Below are 24257 nucleotides of genomic sequence, written 5' to 3'. Positions count from 1 at the left end.
CCTTCTACTTATTAAGTGAACGAACCACTACCTCATTAATCCGCCCTCTTGTTGATTGAACTATTATTGTGGTTGAAGCTCTTTAATCATTCTTTCTTCATCCCAAATCTCGATATTTAATTTACGTGCTGCATCTAATTTCGATCCAGCAGCCTCACCTGCAATGACTAAATCAGTACTCTTACTAACACTTCCTGCTACTTTTGCGCCGAGTGCTTCTAATTGCTTTTTAGCCTCACTTCTAGTCATCTGTTCTAGCTTACCAGTTAATACTACTGTTTTACCAGCAAAAAGAGAATCCATATTCATATTTTCTACTTGAATCCCTTTATACTCAGTATTTACTCCAACCGTTTGAAACGTTGAAATAAGTTCTTTTACTTCGTCTTGTGAAAAATAATCATTAATTGACTGGGCCATTTTAGAACCAATTTCATTAATTCCGGTAATTTCCTCAACCGCTGCTTCCATCAGTCGATCAATTGTTTGGAAATGCTGGGCTAATGTTTTTGCTGCTTTAGCTCCAACATGACGAATACCTAAACCAAATAATAATTTTTCAAGTGAATTTTCTTTAGAAGCTTGTATTGCAGAAATTAATTTATCTGCAGATTTTTCTCCAAATCGTTCAAGTGATAATAATTGTTCTTTCGTTAGAAGATAAAGATCTGTAAATGTCTTAATCAAATTAGCATCGAATAATTGCGCTACTACTCTTTCGCCTAAACCTTCGATATTCATTGCATCACGAGACGCAAAATGAATTAATCCTTCACGAATTTGAGATGGGCAGAAAGGATTTACACAACGTAGTGCTACTTCACCTGTGACTCTTATTAACTCATGATCACATGAAGGGCAGTGAGTTGGCATTGCAAAAGGCTGTTCATCACCAGTACGACGATCTAGTAGAACATTTACTACTTCAGGAATAATATCTCCAGCCTTGCGAATAACGACTGAGTCACCAATTCGAATGTCTTTTTCTTTAATTAAATCTTCATTATGAAGCGATGCACGTTTTACTACTGTACCTGCAACACGAACAGGTTCTAAAATTGCAGTTGGTGTTACTACACCTGTACGTCCAACACTTAATTCGATATCTACTAATTTTGTAACTACCTCTTCAGCTGGGAACTTAAATGCAATAGCCCATCTTGGTACTTTTGCTGTTGAACCTAACTTTTTCTGAATACTGTATTCATCCACTTTTATGACAATTCCATCAATCTCATAAGGCAATGATGGTCGTTTTTCTTTCCATTCCTCAACGTATTCAATTACTTCTTCAATTGTATGGCATGTTTTGCGGAAAGTATTTGTTTTAAATCCAAGTTTGTGAAGATAGTCCAATGCTTCGCTATGCTTTTGAATTGAAAATTCCTCGGCTGTAGGGAATCCATAAACGAAGAACGATAAATCTCTCTTTGCAACAATTTTCGGGTCAAGTTGGCGCAATGAACCAGCCGCTGCATTTCTTGGATTTGCAAATAATTCTTCCCCGTTCTTTTCACGCGATTCATTTACCTTTTCGAAGCTAGCTTTTGGCATGAATGCTTCACCACGAGCCTCTATTGTAATTGGCTCAGAAAGTCTTAATGGAATGGCTTTAATCGTCTTTAAATTATGCGTAATATCTTCTCCAACTGTACCATCACCACGAGTTGCACCTTTGACAAACAATCCATTTTCATATTGTAAGGAAACAGCTAAACCGTCTATTTTAAGTTCACAAACATAAGATACTCCCGCTGAATCCTGTCTAATTCTTTGGTCGAAATCTCTTAAATCTCCTTCATTAAACGCATTTCCAAGGCTTAACATAGGATGACTGTGAACGACTTTTTCGAACAAATCAATTGCCTGTCCACCTATACGTTGAGATGGAGAATCTGGTGTTAAAATTTCAGGATATTGTTCTTCCAATCCTATCAATTCATGTAATAGTAAGTCATACTCAGCATCTGGCACTGATGGCTGATCTAATACATAATACTCATAGTTGTATTGATTTAATTTTGTTCTTAGTTCTTCAATTCTATCAATGATTTTTTGATCCATGAGCTCTCCATCCCTTTTATGCTTTCGTAATAGGAGCAAATTTTGCTAATAAACGCTTAATACCAACTGGACTTGGGAATGCAATATCTAACTCCATTGCTTCGCCTTCTCCTTTTACACTTACAACTGTACCAATTCCCCATTTACCATGAGAGGCTTTATCTCCAACTCTCCAACCGAGTGACTCTCCACCTGTTGTTTTCATTGCCACTGCTGGTCTAGAAACAGCACGGCGCTCTGTTACTACTTTCTTATTAGCACGATCTAATAGTTCATCAGGAATTTCATTAATAAAGCGAGATTCTTGGTTTACACTAGTACGACCATAAAGTGTACGTGTTTGTGCATTCGTAATATATAAATCTTTTTCCGCACGTGTTATACCTACATATGCTAATCTTCTTTCTTCTTCCATTTCTTCTTCGTCCATTAAAGAACGACTATGCGGGAAAATACCTTCTTCCAATCCGATTAGAAAGACTACTGGGAACTCTAATCCTTTTGCAGAGTGAAGCGTCATAAGGATAACTTCATCCGCTTGTGACTCTTCTTTATCCGCTTGGTCGATATCAGATACTAATGCTAAATCAGTTAAAAATGATACTAAACTTTTATCCTCACTGCTTTCTTCAAAAGCATTTGTAACTGTTAAAAACTCTTCAATATTTTCGATTCTAGAAGCAGATTCAATAGTATTTTCATCTTTTAACACTTGGATATAACCTGTTTTATCAAGAACTTCCTCAACAAGCTCCGTAACTGATAAATAATCCAACATTTGCTGCCAGTTTTTCGCCATAGCATGGAAATCTCCAACTGCTTTCGTAATTTTTCCACTTAATCCAACGAAATCAATTTGCTCTAACGTATCAGATAAAGATAAGTCATTCATTATGCTATAGTTAATAATTTTATCTACAGACGCCGCGCCTACACCACGTTTTGGCACATTAATGATTCTTGAAAAACTGATCTCGTCATCTGGATTGGCAATAAATCTTAAGTAAGCAAGTATATCTTTAATCTCTTTACGATCATAGAACTTTACTCCGCCGACCATTTTATAAGGAATATTAGACTTAACTAAAACTTCCTCCATTGCACGTGATTGCGCATTCGTACGATAAAGAATAGCAACATCACCATATTGATGAACTCCTTCTTTTTTCCACTCGGCTAGCTTTCCAGCTACAAAATATCCTTCGTCCTGTTCTGAGGCAGCTCTAAAATAATGTATCGGTGTGCCTTGTCCATTTTCTGTCCAAAGCTTTTTCGCTTTACGGTTTGAATTGTTCGTAATAACCGCGTTAGCAGCATCAAGAATCGTTTGAGTCGAACGGTAATTTTGTTCTAACAGAATTACTTGTGCTTTATCATAATCTTTTTCAAATGAAAGAATATTAGAAATATCTGCTCCACGCCAGCGATAAATCGATTGGTCTGAATCACCTACCACGCAAATATTTTTGAATTGCTCGGCAAGTAATTTTACAATTTTATATTGGGCATGGTTTGTATCTTGATACTCATCCACGTGAATATATTGAAATTTTCGTTGATAATATTGTAATACTTCTGGAACGCGTTCAAACAAATTAATTGTCATCATAATTAGATCATCGAAATCTAAAGAATGGTTTTTACGTAGTCGATCTTGATAAGATGCATATATTTCTCCAACAACTTTTTCATATGGAGTAAAAGCATCTCTTGAATAATCTGTAGCAGTTTGTAGTTCATTTTTTGCACTACTAATAGAACCTAAAATGCTACGTGGATCAAATTTCTTTGAATCTAAGTTTTTCTCTTTAAGGATATTTTTTATGACTGTTAATTGGTCAGTTGTATCTAATATAGAAAAGCTTCTATTGAAGCCAATACGATCAATATCTCTACGAAGAATTCGCACACACATTGAGTGGAATGTTGAAACCCAAATATCTTCTGCATCTTTTCCAACTAGATTAAATATACGCTCTCGCATCTCTCTAGCTGCTTTATTTGTAAATGTGATTGCAAGTATATTCCAAGGAGCAACACCTTTTTCGCCTAATAAATACGCAATTCGATGAGTTAGTACTCGAGTCTTACCTGAACCTGCTCCAGCCATAATTAATAAAGGACCATCAACCGTTTTAACGGCTTCTTTTTGCATTGGATTTAAACCTTGCAATAATTCTTCTGCTGTTTTCATTACTTCGTCGCTCCTTCTTTCACAGCTTTCACAGTAAGTAAAGCCTCTTGTAAGTTATCATATATAATGTTCCCAACAACAATCGTATCAGCAAATTGCTTCATCTCAATTGCTTGTTGAGCTGATGATATTCCCCCACCATAGAATAATTTCGTATTGTTTAATACTGTTGATACTTCTTCTACCACCTGGGGTGAACCATATGTGCCACTATATTCTAAATAAAAAATTGGTAATTTTAATAATTGCTCAGAAACTTCCGCATAAGCTACAATATCTTCTATTGAAAGATCTGTCACTGCACTTGTCAGCTTTGCAGCTTTACAATCTTCATTTAATATACAATAACCTTCCATCACCAATTCTTCAGCATGAACTAAATGAGCAAATTCTTTCATTGCTTGTTGATGCATTCCAATAATCCACTTTGGATCATTACTATTTAAAACTGTCGGGATAAAATAGAAATCATAACCTGGAGTTACGGCTTCAAGATTTGATACCTCTAAAATACATGGTACTGCATAGCGTCTTATTCTAACTAGTAAAGATATCGTAGCATCTAACGTTACATCGTCCGTTCCACCAACTAAAATTGCATCCGTTCCTGACTCACAAATTTTTTCTAATTCATCATCAGAGATTTCTTTGTTTGGATCTAATTTAAATATGTGATTCCATTGTGAATAATCGTACATTTTGTCCTCCGGAATTGTTTTTTAACATTAATTTATCTATTTTTATTAAGTACTTTTTATCAAAAATATAAATGTATTGTATCTTATTAAAAAGGAAAAGTAACCCTACGTCCCCATTTTAAGTAATTAATGCTAATTGTTTCCTATGATATTGAAACAATTAAAGGGAAAAATGGTAAAGAGTGATGTAGTCACTGATACTTATTATAAGGGGAGTTTCTTTTGAGACCAAATATTAGCATTATAAATGCACTTATACGTATAACTGCTGGCTTAACAATTTTAGCTTATGGCACAGCAAAGCTCACACGCAGAAGATGTAGTAATTCTGTCATCATTTTAATCATAATCGGTGCCATGAAAGTTGCAGAGGGAGTATTACGTTTTTGCCCAATGACTGCTCTAGGTAAGAAATGTAAGATTATGGCAGATAAACACGACGAGGGAGATACATTCGAAGATTATATTCAACCTTCATAAAAGTAGTTTATCAAAAATGGAGTAGATTGTATAGACAAAAATAGAACACTAGTTCTTATTTTAACAAGAAATAGGGTCGTCATTAATCATAAATGACGACCCTTTCTTGCTAATTATTTACTTTAATTGCTTTATGCCCTATATCGTGGCGATAGAATAAACCTGTTGATTGAATCGTATCAATTTGCTTATATACATTTTCGCAAGCTTCATTAATGGAGCTTCCTTTATGTGCAATAATTAATACTCTTCCACCATTTGTAACATATTCATTACTTTCAAGCTTTGTACCTGCGTGGAAAACCATTGTTTCATTACTTACATTATTTAATCCAGATATTACAGCGCCTTTTTCAGGAACTTCAGGATATCCATTTGCAGCAAGTACAACTCCAACAACAGCTTCCTCTGACCATTCTAAATGGATTTCTTCTTCATTCAATATGCCTAATAACACTTCAGCTAACTCACTCTCTAAACGAGGCAATACAACTTCTGTCTCTGGATCTCCAAATCTTGCATTAAACTCGATTACTTTAGGTCCTTGGCTTGTTAACATTAAACCAGCATAAAGTATTCCAGTAAAATCCCTTCCTTCAGAAATCATTGCTTCTGCGACTGGTACTACTATTTCTTTTAAAGATTGTTCAACAACTGACTCTGAGATTTGTGGTACTGGCGAATAAGCACCCATACCACCCGTATTAGGTCCTTTGTCTCCATCATAAGCACGTTTATGGTCTTGAGCGATTACCATAGGATAAACCTTATTTCCGTTAACAAACGACATTAACGAGAATTCTTCGCCCTCCAAATATTCTTCAATTACTACAGATGCACTTGCATCGCCGTACTTTTCATCAAGTAGCATGTCATGAAGGCTTATGATTGCTTCTTCAATTGTCATCGCTACAACTACACCTTTACCAGCTGCTAAACCGTCAGCTTTAATAACGATTGGTGCACCAACTTTTTCAACATATGCTTTTGCTTCTTCAAAATTAGTAAATGTTTCATATGCTGCAGTCGGGATAGCGTATTTTTTCATTAAATCCTTTGTAAAGCTTTTACTTCCTTCAATAATTGCCGCTTCTTTAGTTGGACCAAATATCTTTAAATTAGCAGCACGAAAATCATTTACAATTCCGTTCATTAAAGGCACTTCAGGACCAACGATTGTTAAATCAATTTCTTCCTTTTTTGCAAATGCAATAAGTGCTTCATGGTCACTTTCATCAATATTGACAAGTGTTGCAACATCAATCATTCCATCGTTTCCTGGAGCAACAAATACGTCTGTTACATTCTCCGATTGATTTACCTTCCAAGCAATTGTATGCTCACGGCCTCCGCGACCAATGACTAATACTTTCATCTTGTCATCTCCTTATTTCTTAATGTTTAAAGTGACGAACCCCTGTAAAGACCATTGCAATTCCATATTCATCAGCTTTTTTAATTGAATCTTCATCCTTGATTGATCCGCCCGGTTGAATAATTGCTGTAATACCAGCTTTAGCCGCTGCTTCTACTGTATCATTCATAGGGAAAAATGCATCGGAAGCTAACGCCGCGCCATTTGATTTTTCGCCAGCTTGTTCAATCGCGATTTTTGCAGCTCCAACACGGTTCATTTGACCTGCACCAACACCGATTGTCATATGATCCTTCGCTAAAACAATTGCATTTGATTTAACATGTTTTACAACTTTCCAACCTAATTTTAAATTCTCCCACTCTTCTTCAGTCGGTTGACGTTTTGTAGGAACTGTAATTGTTGCATCATCTAATCCAAATGTATCCATATCTTGACGTAATAAGCCACCATGAACTGTCGTTAATTTAGGTGCAAACGTAGGTTTAGTCTCTAAGTCTACTGTTAATAAACGTAAGTTCTTTTTACTAGTTAAGATTTCTAAAGCTTCTTCACTGAATGAAGGAGCGATAATAATTTCTAAGAATAATTCGTGCATTTTCTTAGCAGTTGCAGCGTCAACTTCACGGTTTGTCGCAATAATTCCTCCAAAAATTGAAACTGGATCTGCAGTATAAGCACGATCATAAGCTTCTTCAATTGTAGTGCCTTCGCCTACTCCACAAGGATTCATGTGTTTTACAGCGACAACAGCTGGATTTGAGAATTCTCGTACAATATTTAATGCTTCATTAGCGTCATTAATATTGTTATAAGAAAGCTCTTTACCATGTAATTGCTCTGCATAAGCAATAGACGAAACTGTTGGCATTGGAGCACGATAGAATGTCGCTTTTTGGTGAGGATTTTCACCATAACGTAAAGATTGTTTTAATTCGTAAGTAACAGTATAGCTCTCAGGATTTTCTTCTCCTACTTGCTCTGTTAAATAATTAGAAATTAATGAATCATAAGCTGCAGTATGACGGAAAACTTTAGCAGCTAATCGACGATTCGTATCAATAGAAACTGTATTATTTTCAGCTAACTCAGTTAAAATCACTTCATAATCTGTTGGGTCAACTACTACAGATACAAATTCATGATTTTTAGCTGCTGAACGAAGCATTGTAGGGCCACCGATATCGATATTTTCAATTGCATCTTCAAATGTAACATCAGGCTTCATGATCGTTTCTTTAAACGGATATAAATTTACACAAACTAAATCAATTGGCTGAATACCTAACTCGTTCATTTGACGCATATGTTCTTCATTTGAACGAACACCTAGTAAACCTCCGTGAATTGAAGGATGTAATGTTTTTACACGTCCATCCATAATTTCTGGAAAGTTAGTTACTTCTGAAATACCAATTACATTTAATCCAGCATCTTTTAATAAATTATAAGTTCCACCTGTTGAAATAACTTCAAAATCATGTTTAATTAACCCACTTACAAATTCAATAATCCCTTGTTTATCTGAAACGCTAACTAAAGCTCGTTTTTTCATGATATACATTCCCCTATCTAATCGATTTCATGCTCTATATCTAATCTGATTAACTAAACAATTTTTTTAGTGTTTGCACATATAAAACATGCTCGACACTATGAACCTTCTGCTCAAGAGACTCCTTAGAATCTCCCTTTTCAATCAGAATTTCTTCTTGCGCAATAATTGGACCAGTATCCATTCCTTCATCGACATAATGAACCGTTACACCAGTCGATTCGACACCTGCTAGGAGAGCTTGTCCAATTGCGTCTTTTCCAGGAAATAATGGTAGAAATGAAGGATGAATATTTACTATTTTCCCAGGAAATGAGTCTAAAATTGTCGGACCAATCAATCTCATATAGCCAGCTAATACGATAAATTCGACATTTAACTCTTTTAGATGGGCAATAATTTCACCTTCATATTGCTCTTTTGATTCATAGTTTTTCGCTGAAAATATAAATGATGGTATATTTGCTTGCTTTGCTCGCTCGATACAAAATGCATTTGGACGATCACAAACAAGTAATTTCACTTCAGCATTCACTTCTCCGCTTAGAGTTGCATCAAGAATGGCTTGAAAGTTGCTGCCATTTCCTGAAGCAAATACGGCAATCTTCTTCATTACAGAGAACCTCCGCCAAAGGTTACACCTTCACCAGCTTTTGTTCGTCCGATAATAAATACTTTTTCTCCGTCTTCTTCTAATAGTTTAATAGTGTCATGGAAGTTCTCTTCACTAACCGCAAGAACCATACCAATACCCATATTAAAAATATTGAACATTTCTTCGCGCTTCAATTCACCAATCTCTTCTAATAAATCAAAGATTGGTTGGATTGGCCATGAACCGTAATCTATTTCTGCACCGATTCCTTCTGGAAGCATTCTTGGGATATTTTCAATAAACCCACCGCCAGTAATATGTGCCATACCTTTTACTTCAAACTTTTTTAGTACATTTAAGATTGGTTTTACATAAATTTTAGTTGGACGTAGTAGTTCTTCGCCTAAAGTATGACCTAATTTATCAATATGTTGATCAAGTGTTAAGCCACCTTTTTCTAATAAAACCTTACGAACTAGAGAATATCCATTACTATGGATCCCGTTTGATGAGATTCCTAATAAGATATCTCCTTCTTTAATGTTTTGACCTGTTACAAGCTTCGACTTGTCAGCAATTCCTACTGCAAAACCAGCAACGTCATATTCATCTTCTGGATACATACCAGGCATTTCTGCAGTTTCTCCTCCGACTAAAGCGCAGCCTGCTTGGACGCAGCCATCAGATACACCTTTTACAATTTGCTCAATTCGTTCAGGTACAGCCTTGCCCACTGCTAAGTAATCTAGGAAAAATAAAGGCTCCGCTCCTTGAACCACAATATCATTCACACACATCGCGACTGCATCAATGCCAATCGTATCGTGACGGTCCATTTGGAAAGCTAATTTTAATTTTGTTCCTACTCCATCTGTCCCTGATACAAGAACTGGTTCTTTATAGTTGAATTTGGAAAGATCAAACATTCCTCCAAATCCTCCTAATCCACCAAGAACTTCTTGACGCATTGTTTTTTGAACGTGTTTCTTCATTCTGTTCACTGCTTCATAGCCAGCTTCGATATCTACTCCAGCTTGTTTATATGCATTCGCCATGTGATGATTTCCCCTTTCAGTTCCTTATGAAAAGATTCAATTGAGAAGAGGCGGCGACTTTGCTCACCGCCTCTGTTTTTTACTATTAATTATGAGAATGTACTAACTCATTTTCATCATAGATTACTGTTGGATACTTCCCTGTAAAACAAGCAGTACATTGCCCTCTATTTGGTCCCTCATGATTTCGACCAATTGCATTTAATAATCCTTCTAAACTAATAAATTCTAATGAATCTGCACCAATTTCTTCGCAAATTTCTTCTATTGTATTAGTTGCAGCAATTAACTCTTCTCTTGTTGAAGTGTCAATACCGTAATAGCAAGGATTTTTCAATGGTGGTGCGCCAATACGAACATGAACTTCACTTGCACCTGCATCACGTAACATTTGTACGATTCGGCGGCTTGTCGTTCCACGAACGATTGAATCATCTACCATTACTACTCGTTTCCCTTCAACGATCGAACGAACTGGAGAAAGTTTCATCTTAACCCCTTGCTCTCTAAGTTCTTGAGAAGGTTGAATAAATGTACGAGCTACGTAGCGATTTTTAATCAATCCAAGTTCATATGGAATACCAGATTCTTCTGCGTAACCAACTGCTGCAGAAATACTTGAATCGGGAACACCGATTACTACGTCTGCTTCAACAGGAGCTTCATTAGCTAATACACGCCCCATATTTTTACGTGCGGCATGAACATTGATATTATCAATATTACTATCAGGACGAGAGAAATAAATATATTCCATGCTACAAATTGTGTGATTAACAGATGAAGTAAACTGATCAGTTTCCACTCCATTGTCTGAAATAATCAGTAATTCTCCCGGATTAATATCACGGATATATTTTGCTCCGACTACATCAAATGCACACGTCTCTGAAGCTACAACATAAGCGTCACCTAGTTTAGCTAACGCCAAAGGTCTAAAGCCATTTGGATCTAGTGCAACATACATTGCATCTTTTGTTAGAACTAAGTAAGCGAAAGCTCCTTTGATCATATTTAAAGATGCTTTAATGCTATCTTTTAATGGAGCAGAGCCATTACGTTTAATTAAATGAGCAAGAACTTCAGTATCAGAAGTAGTTTGAAAAATACTACCTTGCATCTCTAAGTCTTTACGTAATCTTGAAGCATTTACTAAATTACCATTATGAGCAAGAGCAATGCTTCCAGTATGCGATTGGAATAATAGAGGCTGAACATTTTCATAACCGCCTCCGCCTGCAGTTGCATAACGAACATGACCAATAGCAGCTTTTCCGTGTAAATCATTTAATTGACCTTTACTGAAAACCTCTGTTATTAAGCCAAGCCCCTTTGCACCTTCAAGTTCATTTCCATTCGTTACAACAATTCCAGCTCCTTCTTGGCCTCTATGTTGCAAACTATGAAGACCATAGTAGGAGATTTGGGCAGCATCAGTATGCCCCCAAATTCCAAATATTCCACACTCTTCGTTTAGTCCTTTTATTTCAGCAAGCATGGGATCGCCTCTTTCCAAGCTTGTTTCAGTTCCTCAACCGAAGCATGAAGAACTGTTTCATTGTTTTCATTACGAACTGTTACTGATGTTTCTTCTGTAACTGTACCGATTAACTTTGCATCTACTAATGCTTCGAATTGTTCTTTATGTTCAGGTTTAACTGAAAGTAAGAAACGTGATTGAGTTTCACTAAATAATGAAACTACTTCATTTCCTTCAATCGTAATCGTTGCACCAACTTCTGACGGACCAAATGTGCTTTCTGCAATCGCTACAGCTAAACCACCTTCAGAAATATCGTGTGCTGAAGCAACTACACCTGCTTGAATAGCAGCAAGAATTTGCTCTTGGCGACTAGATTCAACAGCTAAATCAATACTTGGTGCTTTACCAAAGATTTTGCCATTTAATAATTTTTGAAGCTCACTTCCACCGAATTCAGCTTCTGCTCCACCGATTACATAAATTAAATCGCCAGCAGTTTTAAAGTTTTGAGTCGTGATATGCTCGACGTCTTCAATTAGACCTACCATACCAACTACAGGAGTTGGGTAAACTGCTTCACCATTTGTTTCGTTATATAATGATACGTTACCACCGATTACAGGAGTACTTAATACATTACAAGCTTCACTCATACCATCTGTTGCTTTTTCTAACTGCCAGAAAATCTCAGGTTTTTCAGGATTTCCGAAGTTTAAGCAATCTGTAATTGCAAGTGGACGAGCTCCTGAACAAACTACATTACGAGCTGCTTCTGCTACTGCAATTTTCCCACCAACTTCAGGATCTAAATATAAGTAGCGTGCATTACAGTCAGTTGTCATTGCTAGAGCTTTTTTAGTATCACGAATTCTGATTACTGCAGCATCTGAACCTGGAGCAACTACTGTATTTGTACGAACCATATAATCATACTGACCGTAAACCCACTCTTTACTTGCGATTGTAGGTTGAGAAAGTAATTGTTTTAACGTTTCTTTTGAATCACTAATTTCAGGAATATAGTTTTCCATCGCTTGGAACTCACCATAATATGCAGGTTCAGTTGATGGCTTATGATATACTGGAGCTTCTTCAGCAAGAGCATCTACAGGTAATTCAGCTACAACCTCACCTTTATGAAGTAAGCGAAGCATCTTATCATCTGTAACGCGTCCTACAGAAACAGCATGTAAATCATACTTTTCAAATAAGTCTACGATTTCTTGCTCTCTACCTTTTTCTACAACTAGTAACATACGTTCTTGAGATTCAGATAGCATCATTTCGTAAGCTGTCATACCCGCTTCACGTTGAGGAACTAAATCAAGATTCATCTCAATTCCCATTCCTGCTTTTGAAGCCATCTCAGCAGATGAAGAAGTTAATCCAGCTGCGCCCATATCTTGAATACCAACAAGAGCATCATTTTGAACAACTTCTAAACATGCTTCAAGTAATAACTTTTCCATAAATGGATCGCCTACTTGTACCGCTGGGCGTTTCTCATCAGATGCATCAGATAACTCTTCAGAAGCAAAAGTTGCACCATGAATTCCGTCACGACCAGTAGAAGCACCAACGTACATTACTGTATTTCCAGCACCGTGCGCTTGACCTTTTTTAATATCTTTATGATTGATCAATCCAACACACATTGCATTTACTAAAGGATTGCCTTCGTAACATGGATCGAAGTTTACTTCTCCACCAACTGTTGGAATACCAATACAGTTTCCATATCCAGCAATACCTGCAACTACTTCTTCAAATAAATACTTAACTCTTGGAGTTTCTAATTCACCAAATCGTAAAGAATTTAGAAGTGCAACAGGACGTGCTCCCATTGAAAATACATCACGAATAATTCCACCTACACCAGTTGCAGCACCTTGGTATGGTTCAATTGCAGAAGGATGATTATGGCTTTCGATTTTAAATACTACAGCTTGCTCATCGCCAATATCAACAATACCTGCTCCTTCACCTGGTCCTTGTAAAACATGCTCACCGCTTATTGGGAATTTACGTAATAAAGGTTTTGAGTTTTTATAACTACAATGTTCAGACCACATTACTGAGAATAATCCAAGCTCTGTATAGTTCGGATTGCGACCAATAATTGATTTGACTAATTGAAACTCTTCATCAGTTAAGCCCATAGTGGCATAAATTCTATCATTTTCAATTTGAATTGGATTTGGCTCAAGAAGTAACGACATGGTTTTCCCTCCAGTTTCTTACAATCGAACGAAATAGTTGAAGTCCGTCTGCACTACCTAATAATGCATCAACTGCACGCTCAGGGTGTGGCATCATACCTAATACATTTCCTTTTTCATTAACAATTCCTGCGATATCATCTAAACTACCGTTCGGATTATTTTGATAACGGAAAATTATCTGATTATTATTTTTAAGTGATTCATATGTTTCTTGATCGCAATAGTAATTTCCTTCACCATGTGCGATTGGCACAGTAATTACTTGACCTTTTTCATAACCAGTTGTAAACATTGATTCATTGTTTTCAACAACAAGCTCAACTTGTTTACACATAAATTTTAATTTCTCATTACGTCTAAGAGTACCTGGTAGTAGACCTGCTTCAGTTAGGATTTGGAATCCATTACAAACGCCAAATACTGGTTTACCTTCAGCAGCAGCTTTCTTCACGGCATCCATCACGTTTGCAAAACCTGCAATTGCGCCAGAGCGTAAGTAATCTCCATATGAGAAGCCACCTGGTAATAAGATACCATCAAATTCATCTAAATTCGTTGAATCATGCCATACGTATTCTACTTCTTCGCCTAACTCATCTTTGATTGCATGATACATATCAACATCACAATTTGAGCCCGGGAACACAATTACTGCAAACTTCACTGTGCGACTACCTCCTCTACCTCATAACGGTAATCTTCAATTACGATGTTTGCTAATAACTTTTCACACATTTCTTTTACTGTAGTATCTAAATCTGCAACATTTTTATCAATTAATAATTCCATATATTTACCGATACGAACATCTTGAACTTCGCTAAAATTCATGCTATGAAGTGCATTTTTAACTGCATTTCCTTGTGGATCTAAAACACTTTCTCTTAATGTAACGAATACTCTTACTTTGAACATGATAATCCCCCTAAGCGTTTTAAAATTTCTTCGTATCCATCTGTTAAGTTACCTAAATCTCTACGGAATACATCTTTATCAAATTTTGCGTTTGTATCTTTATCCCATAATCGGCAAGTATCTGGTGAAATCTCATCTGCTAACAAAATTGTTCCATCATTTAATTTGCCAAACTCTAATTTAAAATCAACTAATCGAACATTACATGCATTAAACTGTTCTACTAGTACATCATTAACACGGAGAGCAATCTCTTTAATTGTTTCAAGATCTTCAGTTGTTGCTAGTTTAAGTGCAGCGATGTGATCTTCATTAATAATTGGATCACCTAAGTCATCACGTTTGTAATAAAACTCAATGATTGGCTTTTCTAACTTAACACCTTCATCTAAACCCATGCGTTTCGATAAGCTACCAGCAACGATATTTCTAACAACTACTTCAATTGGTACAATTGTTACTCGTTTTACAAGTTGTTCAAGTTCTGATGTTTTTTCTACGAAATGAGATGCAATACCTGATTCCATTAACTTTGAAAATAGTAAACTAGTAATTGCATTATTCAAGCGACCTTTACCGGCAATTTCTGCTTTCTTTTCACCGTTAAATGCAGTTGCTGAATCTTTGTACACAACTCTTACAATTTCAGGATTCTCAGTTGAGAAAATTCTTTTTGCTTTTCCCTCATATAACATTACTTGCTCTGCCATGCTAACAATGCCTCCCATATCCTCATTTAAACACCCAATAGATTTCTGCTTTATCTGTTATTTGAATTGTTTGGCTAAGAATTTTTTTCTCTAATCTTAGCCAAACAATATTTATTAATTTAATCCTAAGCGTTCAAAAATTGTATCGACTTGACTTAAGTGGTAGCTGTAGTCAAAGCAATCATTAATTTCTTCTTGAGATAATAAAGAAGTAATTTTTTCTTCTGCTTCTACAAGCTCTTTAAACTGAACTTGAGTTTCCCAAGCTTCCATTGCTTTTGGTTGAACAGTATCATAAGCCTCTTCACGTGACATTCCTTTTTCAATTAAAGCAAGAAGTACACGTTGAGAATAAATTAATCCGTAAGTACGATCCATGTTACGTTTCATATTCTCAGGGAATACTGTAAGGTTTTTAACTATATTTCCAAATCGATTTAACATGTAATTTAAAAGAATTGTTGCATCTGGTAAGATGATTCTTTCTGCAGATGAATGTGAGATATCTCTTTCATGCCAAAGTGATACATTTTCATAAGCCGTTACCATGTGACCTCTAATTACACGAGCTAAACCTGTCATGTTTTCAGATCCAATTGGATTACGTTTATGTGGCATTGCAGAAGAGCCTTTTTGACCTTTTGCAAAGAATTCTTCAACTTCACGTGTTTCACTTTTTTGTAATCCACGTACTTCAGTTGCAAACTTTTCAATTGAAGTTGCAATTAAAGATAATGTTGCCATGTAGTGAGCATGACGATCACGTTGTAAAGTTTGAGTTGAAATTGGAGCTGCTTGAATTCCTAACTTTTCACAAACATATTCTTCAACAAATGGAGGAATATTTGCGTAAGTTCCAACAGCGCCTGAGATTTTACCTACTCGAACTGTTTCAATCGCATTCTTAAAGCGATCTAAGTTACGTTTCATTTCTTCAGTCCATAATGCAAGTTTCAAACCAAAAGTAGTTGGTTCTGCATGTACACCGTGAGTACGTCCCATCATTACTGTGTACTTATGTTCTTTAGCTTTCGTTTCAAGAATTCCAATGAAATTCTCTAAATCTTTTAATAAGATATCATTTGCCTGACGTAGTAAGTATGAAAGTGCCGTGTCTACTACATCAGTTGATGTTAAGCCATAATGTACCCATTTACGTTCGTCGCCTAATGTTTCAGAAACTGCACGTGTAAATGCAACTACGTCATGACGTGTTTCTTTTTCAATTTCATAAATTCGGTTTATATCGAAAGAAGCTTTTTCACGTAACACCTTTACGTCTTCTTTAGGAATATCTCCTAATTCAGCCCATGCTTCACATGCTAAGATTTCAACTTCTAACCAAGCCTTAAATTTGTTTTCTTCTGTCCAAATTGCTGCCATTTCTGGGCGTGAATAACGTTCAATCATATTTTTACCTCCACCGGGTTTTGTTCCCAAATCCCTAACTCTTGTACTTTTTGCATAGCTAGTTCTGTTGATGCTGCCATTATATTAATATGTCCCATTTTACGGCCTTTTTTGCTTTCTTCTTTACCATAAAGATGGACATTTAATGTACTATCATTTTGCATTACTTTCAATACTTCTTCAACATGTTCACCTAATATATTCACCATTACAACTGGTTTTAGTAATTCCGTATTCCCTAATGGTAAATTACAAACCGCTCGAATATGCTGCTTAAATTGTGAAGTTTCAACTGCCTCCATTGTATAGTGTCCTGTATTATGTGGACGCGGAGCTAATTCATTAATATAAACTTGCTCATCTTCTGTTACAAATAACTCAATTGCTAAAACACCTACAAGATGAAATGAGCTAGCTACTTTTTTTGCATAGCTTTCTGCTGTTTCTATTACTAATTTTGAGGTATTTGCTGGTACAGATGAAGTATGCAAAATTTGATTTATATGAACATTCTCTGCTATTGGAAACGTACTTACCTCTCCATTACTATTTCTTGCGACAATTATTGACAATTCTTTTTCAAAAGGAACCCAGCCCTCAAGAATACATTGCTGTTTTTTAACAAGTTCTAACGCTTCAACAAAGTCTTCTTCAGATCTTAAAACAACTTGCCCTTTTCCGTCATAACCACCTGTTGTCGTTTTCAATACAGCTGGTAAACCTATTTTCGTAACTGCTTCAGAAAATTGCTCTTCATTTTCTACTAGTCGAAATGGGGCAACCTTAATGCCTAAATTTTGAATAGCTGTTTTTTCAGTTAATCTATTTCTTGTTAGCTTTAATAACTCACTACCTTGAGGTAAATAAGAATGTTCATCTAAATACTCAAGTGCGTTTACATCTATATTTTCAAATTCATATGTTATAACATCACTTACTTTCGCAAGCTGTTTTATTGCTTCTATATTAGAATACTCAGCCGTAATCTCTATATCAGATACTTGCCCACAAGGCGAGTTTGGAGTAGGATCTAAAACAGCTATTTTATAGCCCATCTCTTTCGCTGAAAGCGCCATCATTCTTCCAAGTTGGCCTCCACCGATGATTCCTATTGTTTGTCCTGGTAGAATTACTTTGCTATTCATAGTGACTCACTGCTTTCTAGAACTTGTTTAGTAGTGTTTTCACGACGAGTTTCTAATGCTAAATAAACTTCTTGATCTTGGATACTTAATACTTGAGCTGCAAGTAAGCCTGCATTCGTCGCACCTGCTTTACCAATTGCAACAGTCGCAACAGGTACTCCACCTGGCATTTGTACAATTGATAATAATGAATCTAATCCATTTAAAGCTTTTGATTGTACTGGTACACCAATTACTGGAAGTGTCGTTTTTGCTGCTACCATTCCTGGTAAGTGAGCAGCCCCGCCTGCACCTGCAATAATTACTTTAATACCACGTTCTCTAGCTGATTCTGCATACTCAAACATTAAATCTGGTGTACGATGTGCCGAAACAACTCGTTTCTCATAGTTGATATTCAACTCTTCTAACACATCACAAGCATGTTTCATTGTTTCCCAATCACTTGTACTCCCCATAATGACACCAACCACCGGTTTCATCTGCTTATCCCCCAAGTTTATTCGCTATTTTTTTATGTTTATCATAAATTTTAAACAAAAAACGCCTAAATAGATTTATCCCTCTATGGTGAGGAAAGATAATCTACTTAGGCGTATACTTAAATACGTACACGTGTGATTAACTTCCCCTCATAGTCCAGTAATTTAAGGTTACTAGGTAGAAACTTTTGGGCCATATTCCCAAACTTATATGAGGTTTGCTAAATTTCCTATCTCTATAGTATCAATTTATAACTCTTTTTTCAATAAAATATGAATGTTTTTCTTAAAAAATATTTTAATGTTCGTGTTTTGCTCGGTTTTTTACATTCTATGATGTCTATTTTTATTAAATTACTGATAGCAACTATAATGTTTTTATTTCTTATTCGGATTTTTACAACGAATGAATCATTGAAAAACAAAAAAACTATCTATCCCTATAATAATTGGGAAAGATAGCTTTTTCAATTATTGACTTTTATTGAAGAACTGTTACTTTAGTCGGAGTTGAAGTTACTTTGAATCCATCTTTTGTTGTGACATCAGCAGAGATGTAATACGTACCGTTTGGTAAGTCTGATTTTGGCATCCACTTTGTATGAATTTCTTTTTCATTTTTATATTCGAAAGTATCTACTATATTTCCACTTGCATCTTTTACATTGAACTTCCAATCTACTCTGTTTTGAGCAAAGAAGTCGACTGATGCTACTCTATTTTTACTTATATTGTTAGTCGGATATACGCTACCGTTTGAAAGAACCATCCATTCACTCATATATTTTGAACTTTGATCGCCCCAAGTTGTGTATGAGTGATTAAATGCGTTGTCAGCTCCACCAATAACAATGCTCTTAGGTTCAACGTTAACTATCATTGATTGCGCTGCTCCTGGTGTATAGTAGTTACCGTTGACCCAAACCATTGATGCAGCATATCCACTATCATCATCTGTACCCTTCCAGGAAATTTCATACTTACCACCATCTTTAGGAGTAACTTTAATATCTGTGACTTTAGGTAGTACTGAATCAACTTTTACTGGCATTTTCACTTCTTGAGGTTTTGCACCTGGATAATCTAAAGTTGTTCGGATAACATATTTATAATCCCCGTCTGGAACAAATTCTCCTGACTCATCTTTCATGTCCCAAGCATAAAGTTCATTATAACTTGTATCTCCAAACGACATGACATTTTTCCTGAATTTATATGGAGTTCCGTTAAATTCACTAAAATCACCTAAATATTTAACCACTTTACCATTTTGATTTTCAATATACATTTCTGTTTTTGCTAAATTCCGTAATGCTGTAAATGAAGAATAAATTCCATTTAAATGGAAGTTTGGTGATATGGCAATTTTGCTAAGATCAAATGTACCCGTTGTAGAATTATATCCTTTAGGATAACGTTCTGAAGTTCCATCCCAAAGAGCTGTGTATCCTAAAAATGCATCTTTTTCCCATGCAGGAGCATCAATATTTCTTGGTTCATCCCATTTTCCATAAAAGCCCATGTAAGGAACTGAAATTGGTACAGCCTTATCTTCGTCTTTTGCCACCGGAACTAATCGCACGAATCCTTCAACAAAACTATTTTTCGCTAATGATTCTGGTAGATTTACATTAATTGTCAGCATCTTTGACTGACCTGGCTTTATTTTAAGCAACGAGCCATCTTTATAAGTTACTTTATTATCATTTACTGTAATCGCTGCACCGTCAATGCGTTCACTAGTTAAAGTTAAATAATCCTTAGAATCAAGTGTGCCATCACTGTCTAAGTCAAATTGCTTCGTTTCTGTTTTATCTTTTAACAAATCTACGTATACATTGTATTCGATATCAGCACTATTATTTTTTCCTTTAGGAGCATCAAATGCATCTACATTTAGTTTAAAGCTTGTGTTTTGTCCAATTTCTTTTAAAGCTACTGCACCAGCTTGCTCTAATGGTGTATTTCTACTTGTAACAACGACTGGGGTATTGATTGCATTTTGTATTTGCATTAAACCAGAGCCTTGTACGCGAGGCGAATACGGAACATCTCCATTTGTTTTTGGATCCATTACAATTTTTGATGTGTTCATTAAAGCAATTTTTGCTTTTAAAGCTGTATTCTCTGAATGTTGTAATCCTTTTTCATAAAGTGACTGTAATACTAACGCAGAACCACCTGCAACATGAGGAGTTGCCATTGATGTACCACTCATTACTTCATAATCATTTCCAGGTACAGTTGAATAAATATTACCACCTGGAGCAGACATTTCTGGTTTAAAATCTAATGTACTTGGAGCTCCATATGATGAAAAATAAGACATCGTATCTTTAATTGGGTTATCAATCCAAGTATCTCCGGCAAGTTTCATTTTTACAACTTGATTATTAGATAACTTATCGATTAATTCTTGTCCTACAGCTTTACCAGTTGTTGCAGCTGGTATAGAAGTAACCGCAAATTTCATATATGGATAATCACCCATACTAGTAGGTGGAACGACAATAACAGCCTTTGCTTTATATTTCGCGGCATTAAATTGAACAAACGAATATGATGTATATTGATTATTCATTTTTGCTACAACAATTTTACCTTCAACATTTTTTGTACTAAAATCAGTAAGCTTTGATCCTTCACCTACATAAACCATTTCATACTCTTGACCTGGGGTTAAGTTTTTAGATAGTTTAAAGTTTTTACTTGGTGCAAACATAGTTTGGTCTTGGAAAGGTAGTTTAAATCCATTAGCATCACCTAGAGTATTTAAATGCATTTTTGTATTTTCATAAGAAGCAACTGATAAAGCATATGGACTTACTCCGGGTGCACCTACTGTTCCAATATCCGGATTATCTGCATATGGCTGCATTGCTGAAGGATATAATAATCCATGCTTTGTACTATATGATGAGTTACCAGCTGCAACTACAACAAGCGTACCTTGTTCAGTTGCTAAACGAATTGCTTTTTGAACCGGATCAAAATCCTCACCCACGAAACCTGCATCAACACCTAAACTCATATTGATTACATCAGCACCCATTGTAACTGCATGCTCTATACCTGCGATAATGTCATCCTCATAAGCACCACCTGCTGTATCGGAGAATACTTTCTCAGCCAATAATTGCGTTCCAGGAGCGATTCCTTGAACACCGCCAGTCGCATCGTTACCATTTGCACCAACCGTACCTGCTACATGCGTACCGTGTGGACTTCCATCGCCTCTAGGAATAACATCTGTATCATGATCAGCCCAATCATAGCCTGTTGGTACTTTATCTGTGTACCAAACATCATTTACAGATGTAGCATCTAGTTTACCTTTAATTCCACTTTGAGTTAATTTCTCTTTTTGTTTACCCTTTTCAGTCAAAGTCATATCCTTATGAGTATAATCGATACCAGAGTCTACAACTGCTACAAGTAAACCTTCTCCTTGATAACCATATTGATTCCAAACTTTTTGTGCTTGTACTAACTCTTTACTTGCAGCCATCGTTTCGTGGAATGTTCTTGCCACGCTTACGTTCATTACACCAGGAATCGATTTAATCTCTTTTAAATTTTGATATTCCGTCTCCACACTAAATCCATTGAACCCTTCAAAAAAGCGTTGTTTTAATTTAGGTGAATTTGATTTATCCTTATTATTTTTTGTAATTTCTTCGATTACTTTGTCTTGCTTTTCTTTAAATAGAGATTTTTTGTTTACTGTAGAAGTTTCGGAAGTTGATGGTTGTTCAATTTCTACAATAAATCGAACTTTATCTGTAGGTTTATAAGTTTTCTCAGAAACTTCTTTTTGGTTATCTTTATATAAGTCTCCTTTACCATTAGGACTTTGGTCTAGTAATTGAGGTACTTGATCCTCAACCGCTTGAGTTGTTGAATCATTATTTTCAGCAAGTGCTGTATAAGATGAGAAAATCAAAGATGAGATTGCCACTGAAGTCATTACTTTAAACGGTATAATTTTAGTGAATTTCATTTATTCCTCTCCTTTTTGCGAATGTATTGATTCGAGTATGTATTTGCTTTAATACTATGATTAAGAGGTTAGTAGTTTAATAAATATAGAATGAGATCAATTTGGGTTAAACCTAAGCCCTTACCATTAAGTAAGAAAATAAAATACAATTTAAATGTACATTCAACATATAACGAAGTAAATTGGGGGAAATTCTTATGAAATGAAGTGCCTTTTTTCTACAAATAATTACAAAAAAATTTTATAATGGTATTCTTAGTTGTAAAAATGATAAATAATAAGACGAAAAATCTAAAAAAGCGTCGAATTTCTTTTATTAAATAGATTAATTTAAAACGGAATTTGCGAAAATATGTAGAATATTCAATTTATTTAACCCATCTTCTCGAGTACCACAGTAAAAAATGATTAAAAAGTACTAATAGTTTTATAATGAATCTCTTCTTCCAAAATAAAAAAGGTGCACCAATGTGGTTACACCTTTTCCAAATAAAAAACGTTTATTATTTATCATACTTTCAATTTCCTCTATCAATTCAGACTGTATTTTTTCAACTTTTGAAAAGTCCATAGCACTAATATAAATCGCTTCTAATTCGTCTCTAAGGACTTTAGCCTCCGCCAAATACGATATTGCTTCTTTCATTTTATCTTTATATGAATTAGTTGTTCTTTCTATTTCAGTGGCGTATTTCTCATCTGTTCCTGGCGTAATACATCTTTCGTACATATCAATAATTTCGTCATTTTCACGATCGGGAAAATATTCATGTGGTGCTGTACTGTCAAAGATCGCAATTCCTTTTTCTGGAATAATTACCATGTCAAGACTGTTTGGATCAAATCCACAATGATATATCTCTACATCAAAGCCTCTCTCTTCTCCTGCAGCTGCTATCTTCTTTAACATTGTTGATTTCCCAGAACCAGCTCTACCTTTAATAAAATATCGCTTTTCGATTTCTTCTGTTAAATTTTGAATATAATCAACCGCACCACTTGGAGTTGCTGCACCTAAAAATCTATGTTTTACTTTGGATTCTTTTTCAGTATTATTGTCATTACCATAAAATAACGCTATCAATTCGTCAGTCAGTTTATTAGCTTCTAAAAAGTCCATATTGGAAATATAAATTTCTTCAATCTCATCATGAGCCCTTAATGAAGCCGCAAATGTGTTATATGCTGTTTGAAACTTCTTAGAAATTTCAGCATTTAGAGATAGTATTGCTTCCTTGTGTACGGATAATTTCTTAGAATCCCAAGCAACACCTAAATTCACATATTCCTCAATAACGCCTGGAGCTTTTGGTTCAATTACATGTGGTGCTGTTCCGTCCACTATACCTATTTGAAATTTCGGGATAATTAAGCCATCAACTGAATTGGTATCTGAAGAACAATGTAAAAATTCAATATCGATTCCTTTATTTACAATCAATTCTCCAATTGTTTTCATTAAAGTTGATTTCCCAGTACCTGGACCACCTTTTAGAATGAATAGTTTATCTAAATCCTCTAAAGCTGAGTCATAGAGATTATAAAACCCTTTTGCAGTATTACCTCCTGCATAATAATTGAGTATTTTTCCTCTCATCTTTTTCCCTCCATTCAATCTAGGTTATGTAGATTTATATTTAAGGGTGTTTGCCCAGCATTAATATTATTGTTTACTTTATTTATTTTTAGCAAAAGTAAAGTAACCTTTTTATTTTTATCGGAACTTGTTGGTGATTCTTAAGTTTGTCTTTTAGACTTCAGATTTATTCTCTCGATACGTAAAGTCTTGATAAGTACTGACATTTCCATATTTGAACACAAAAAAAACATCAGCCTAATAGCTGATGTTTTTGATTACCAGGCGACGTTCTACT

Annotated in this window: 18 protein-coding genes and 1 riboswitch; of the genes, 1 reads left to right on the top strand and 17 read right to left on the bottom strand. The window is 35.4% G+C overall.

The window, feature by feature from the left end; translation table 11 throughout:
* Window positions 1-63: 63 nt before the first annotated feature.
* The 3 genes from ligA to pcrB are packed head-to-tail and all read right to left on the bottom strand — an operon-like array spanning window position 64 to window position 4956.
* Window positions 64-2064 (bottom strand): NAD-dependent DNA ligase LigA, encoded by a 2001-nt coding sequence (gene ligA, locus COE53_RS09105; protein ID WP_069032655.1) that lies wholly within the window; start codon window positions 2062-2064, stop codon window positions 64-66.
* 16 nt (window positions 2065-2080) lie between these two features.
* Window positions 2081-4258 carry a DNA helicase PcrA gene (gene pcrA / locus COE53_RS09100; RefSeq protein WP_091024716.1) on the bottom strand — a complete coding sequence of 726 codons (2178 nt, stop codon included), beginning with the start codon at window positions 4256-4258 and terminating at the stop codon, window positions 2081-2083.
* Window positions 4258-4956 carry a heptaprenylglyceryl phosphate synthase gene (gene pcrB, locus COE53_RS09095; protein WP_069032653.1) on the bottom strand — a complete coding sequence of 233 codons (699 nt, stop codon included), beginning with the start codon at window positions 4954-4956 and terminating at the stop codon, window positions 4258-4260. The genes pcrA and pcrB overlap by 1 nt, the downstream gene beginning before the upstream one ends.
* 222 nt (window positions 4957-5178) lie before the next feature.
* Between pcrB and COE53_RS09090 the strand changes: the two genes are divergently transcribed.
* Complete coding sequence (locus tag COE53_RS09090; protein ID WP_069032652.1) at window positions 5179-5436, top strand: YgaP family membrane protein; 258 nt, start codon at window positions 5179-5181, stop codon at window positions 5434-5436.
* 109 nt (window positions 5437-5545) lie between these two features.
* Here COE53_RS09090 and purD read toward each other — a convergent pair whose 3' ends face one another.
* The 14 genes from purD to COE53_RS09020 form a co-directional block, all read right to left on the bottom strand.
* Window positions 5546-6811, bottom strand: a complete 1266-nt coding sequence (gene purD / locus COE53_RS09085; protein WP_091024718.1) for a phosphoribosylamine--glycine ligase — start codon at window positions 6809-6811, stop codon at window positions 5546-5548.
* Between the two features lie 19 nt (window positions 6812-6830).
* Window positions 6831-8366: a bifunctional phosphoribosylaminoimidazolecarboxamide formyltransferase/IMP cyclohydrolase gene (purH, locus tag COE53_RS09080; RefSeq protein ID WP_091024721.1), complete on the bottom strand. Its 1536-nt coding sequence runs from the start codon at window positions 8364-8366 to the stop codon at window positions 6831-6833.
* Between the two features lie 49 nt (window positions 8367-8415).
* Window positions 8416-8979, bottom strand: coding sequence for a phosphoribosylglycinamide formyltransferase (gene purN / locus COE53_RS09075; RefSeq protein ID WP_056474733.1), 564 nt, complete (start codon window positions 8977-8979; stop codon window positions 8416-8418).
* Window positions 8979-10016 carry a phosphoribosylformylglycinamidine cyclo-ligase gene (gene purM, locus COE53_RS09070; protein ID WP_091024723.1) on the bottom strand — a complete coding sequence of 346 codons (1038 nt, stop codon included), beginning with the start codon at window positions 10014-10016 and terminating at the stop codon, window positions 8979-8981. Before purM ends, purN begins: the two co-directional genes overlap by 1 nt.
* 85 nt (window positions 10017-10101) lie before the next feature.
* On the bottom strand, window positions 10102-11514 hold the full coding sequence (purF, locus tag COE53_RS09065) for an amidophosphoribosyltransferase (RefSeq protein WP_069032648.1): 1413 nt from the start codon (window positions 11512-11514) through the stop codon (window positions 10102-10104).
* Window positions 11499-13718, bottom strand: coding sequence for a phosphoribosylformylglycinamidine synthase subunit PurL (purL, locus tag COE53_RS09060; protein ID WP_069032647.1), 2220 nt, complete (start codon window positions 13716-13718; stop codon window positions 11499-11501). The genes purF and purL overlap by 16 nt, the downstream gene beginning before the upstream one ends.
* The gene (purQ, locus tag COE53_RS09055; protein WP_069032646.1) at window positions 13702-14385 is read right to left on the bottom strand and encodes a phosphoribosylformylglycinamidine synthase subunit PurQ; all 684 of its coding nucleotides are present in this window, start codon (window positions 14383-14385) and stop codon (window positions 13702-13704) included. Before purQ ends, purL begins: the two co-directional genes overlap by 17 nt.
* Window positions 14382-14636 (bottom strand): phosphoribosylformylglycinamidine synthase subunit PurS, encoded by a 255-nt coding sequence (purS, locus tag COE53_RS09050; RefSeq protein WP_069032645.1) that lies wholly within the window; start codon window positions 14634-14636, stop codon window positions 14382-14384. The genes purQ and purS overlap by 4 nt, the downstream gene beginning before the upstream one ends.
* Window positions 14624-15346 carry a phosphoribosylaminoimidazolesuccinocarboxamide synthase gene (purC, locus tag COE53_RS09045; RefSeq protein WP_069032644.1) on the bottom strand — a complete coding sequence of 241 codons (723 nt, stop codon included), beginning with the start codon at window positions 15344-15346 and terminating at the stop codon, window positions 14624-14626. Before purC ends, purS begins: the two co-directional genes overlap by 13 nt.
* Before the next feature lie 114 nt (window positions 15347-15460).
* Window positions 15461-16756 carry an adenylosuccinate lyase gene (gene purB / locus COE53_RS09040; protein ID WP_098947863.1) on the bottom strand — a complete coding sequence of 432 codons (1296 nt, stop codon included), beginning with the start codon at window positions 16754-16756 and terminating at the stop codon, window positions 15461-15463.
* The gene (purK, locus tag COE53_RS09035; RefSeq protein WP_098947861.1) at window positions 16753-17901 is read right to left on the bottom strand and encodes a 5-(carboxyamino)imidazole ribonucleotide synthase; all 1149 of its coding nucleotides are present in this window, start codon (window positions 17899-17901) and stop codon (window positions 16753-16755) included. Before purK ends, purB begins: the two co-directional genes overlap by 4 nt.
* The gene (purE, locus tag COE53_RS09030) at window positions 17898-18383 is read right to left on the bottom strand and encodes a 5-(carboxyamino)imidazole ribonucleotide mutase (protein ID WP_069032641.1); all 486 of its coding nucleotides are present in this window, start codon (window positions 18381-18383) and stop codon (window positions 17898-17900) included. The genes purK and purE overlap by 4 nt, the downstream gene beginning before the upstream one ends.
* A gap of 133 nt (window positions 18384-18516) precedes the next feature.
* Window positions 18517-18618, bottom strand: a riboswitch (purine riboswitch).
* 246 nt (window positions 18619-18864) lie between these two features.
* On the bottom strand, window positions 18865-22383 hold the full coding sequence (locus COE53_RS09025) for a S8 family serine peptidase (RefSeq protein WP_098947859.1): 3519 nt from the start codon (window positions 22381-22383) through the stop codon (window positions 18865-18867).
* A 427-nt stretch (window positions 22384-22810) separates the two neighbouring features.
* Window positions 22811-23980 (bottom strand): PRK06851 family protein, encoded by a 1170-nt coding sequence (locus tag COE53_RS09020; RefSeq protein ID WP_286162553.1) that lies wholly within the window; start codon window positions 23978-23980, stop codon window positions 22811-22813.
* Window positions 23981-24257 lie beyond the last annotated feature (277 nt).

Origin of the sequence: Bacillus sp. AFS029533 (assembly GCF_002585125.1) — a bacterium.
Taxonomy (GTDB): domain Bacteria; phylum Bacillota; class Bacilli; order Bacillales; family Bacillaceae_G; genus Gottfriedia; species Gottfriedia luciferensis_B.
Note: the sequence above shows the minus strand (reverse complement) of the source record. Positions and strands in the feature narration are given on the sequence as shown.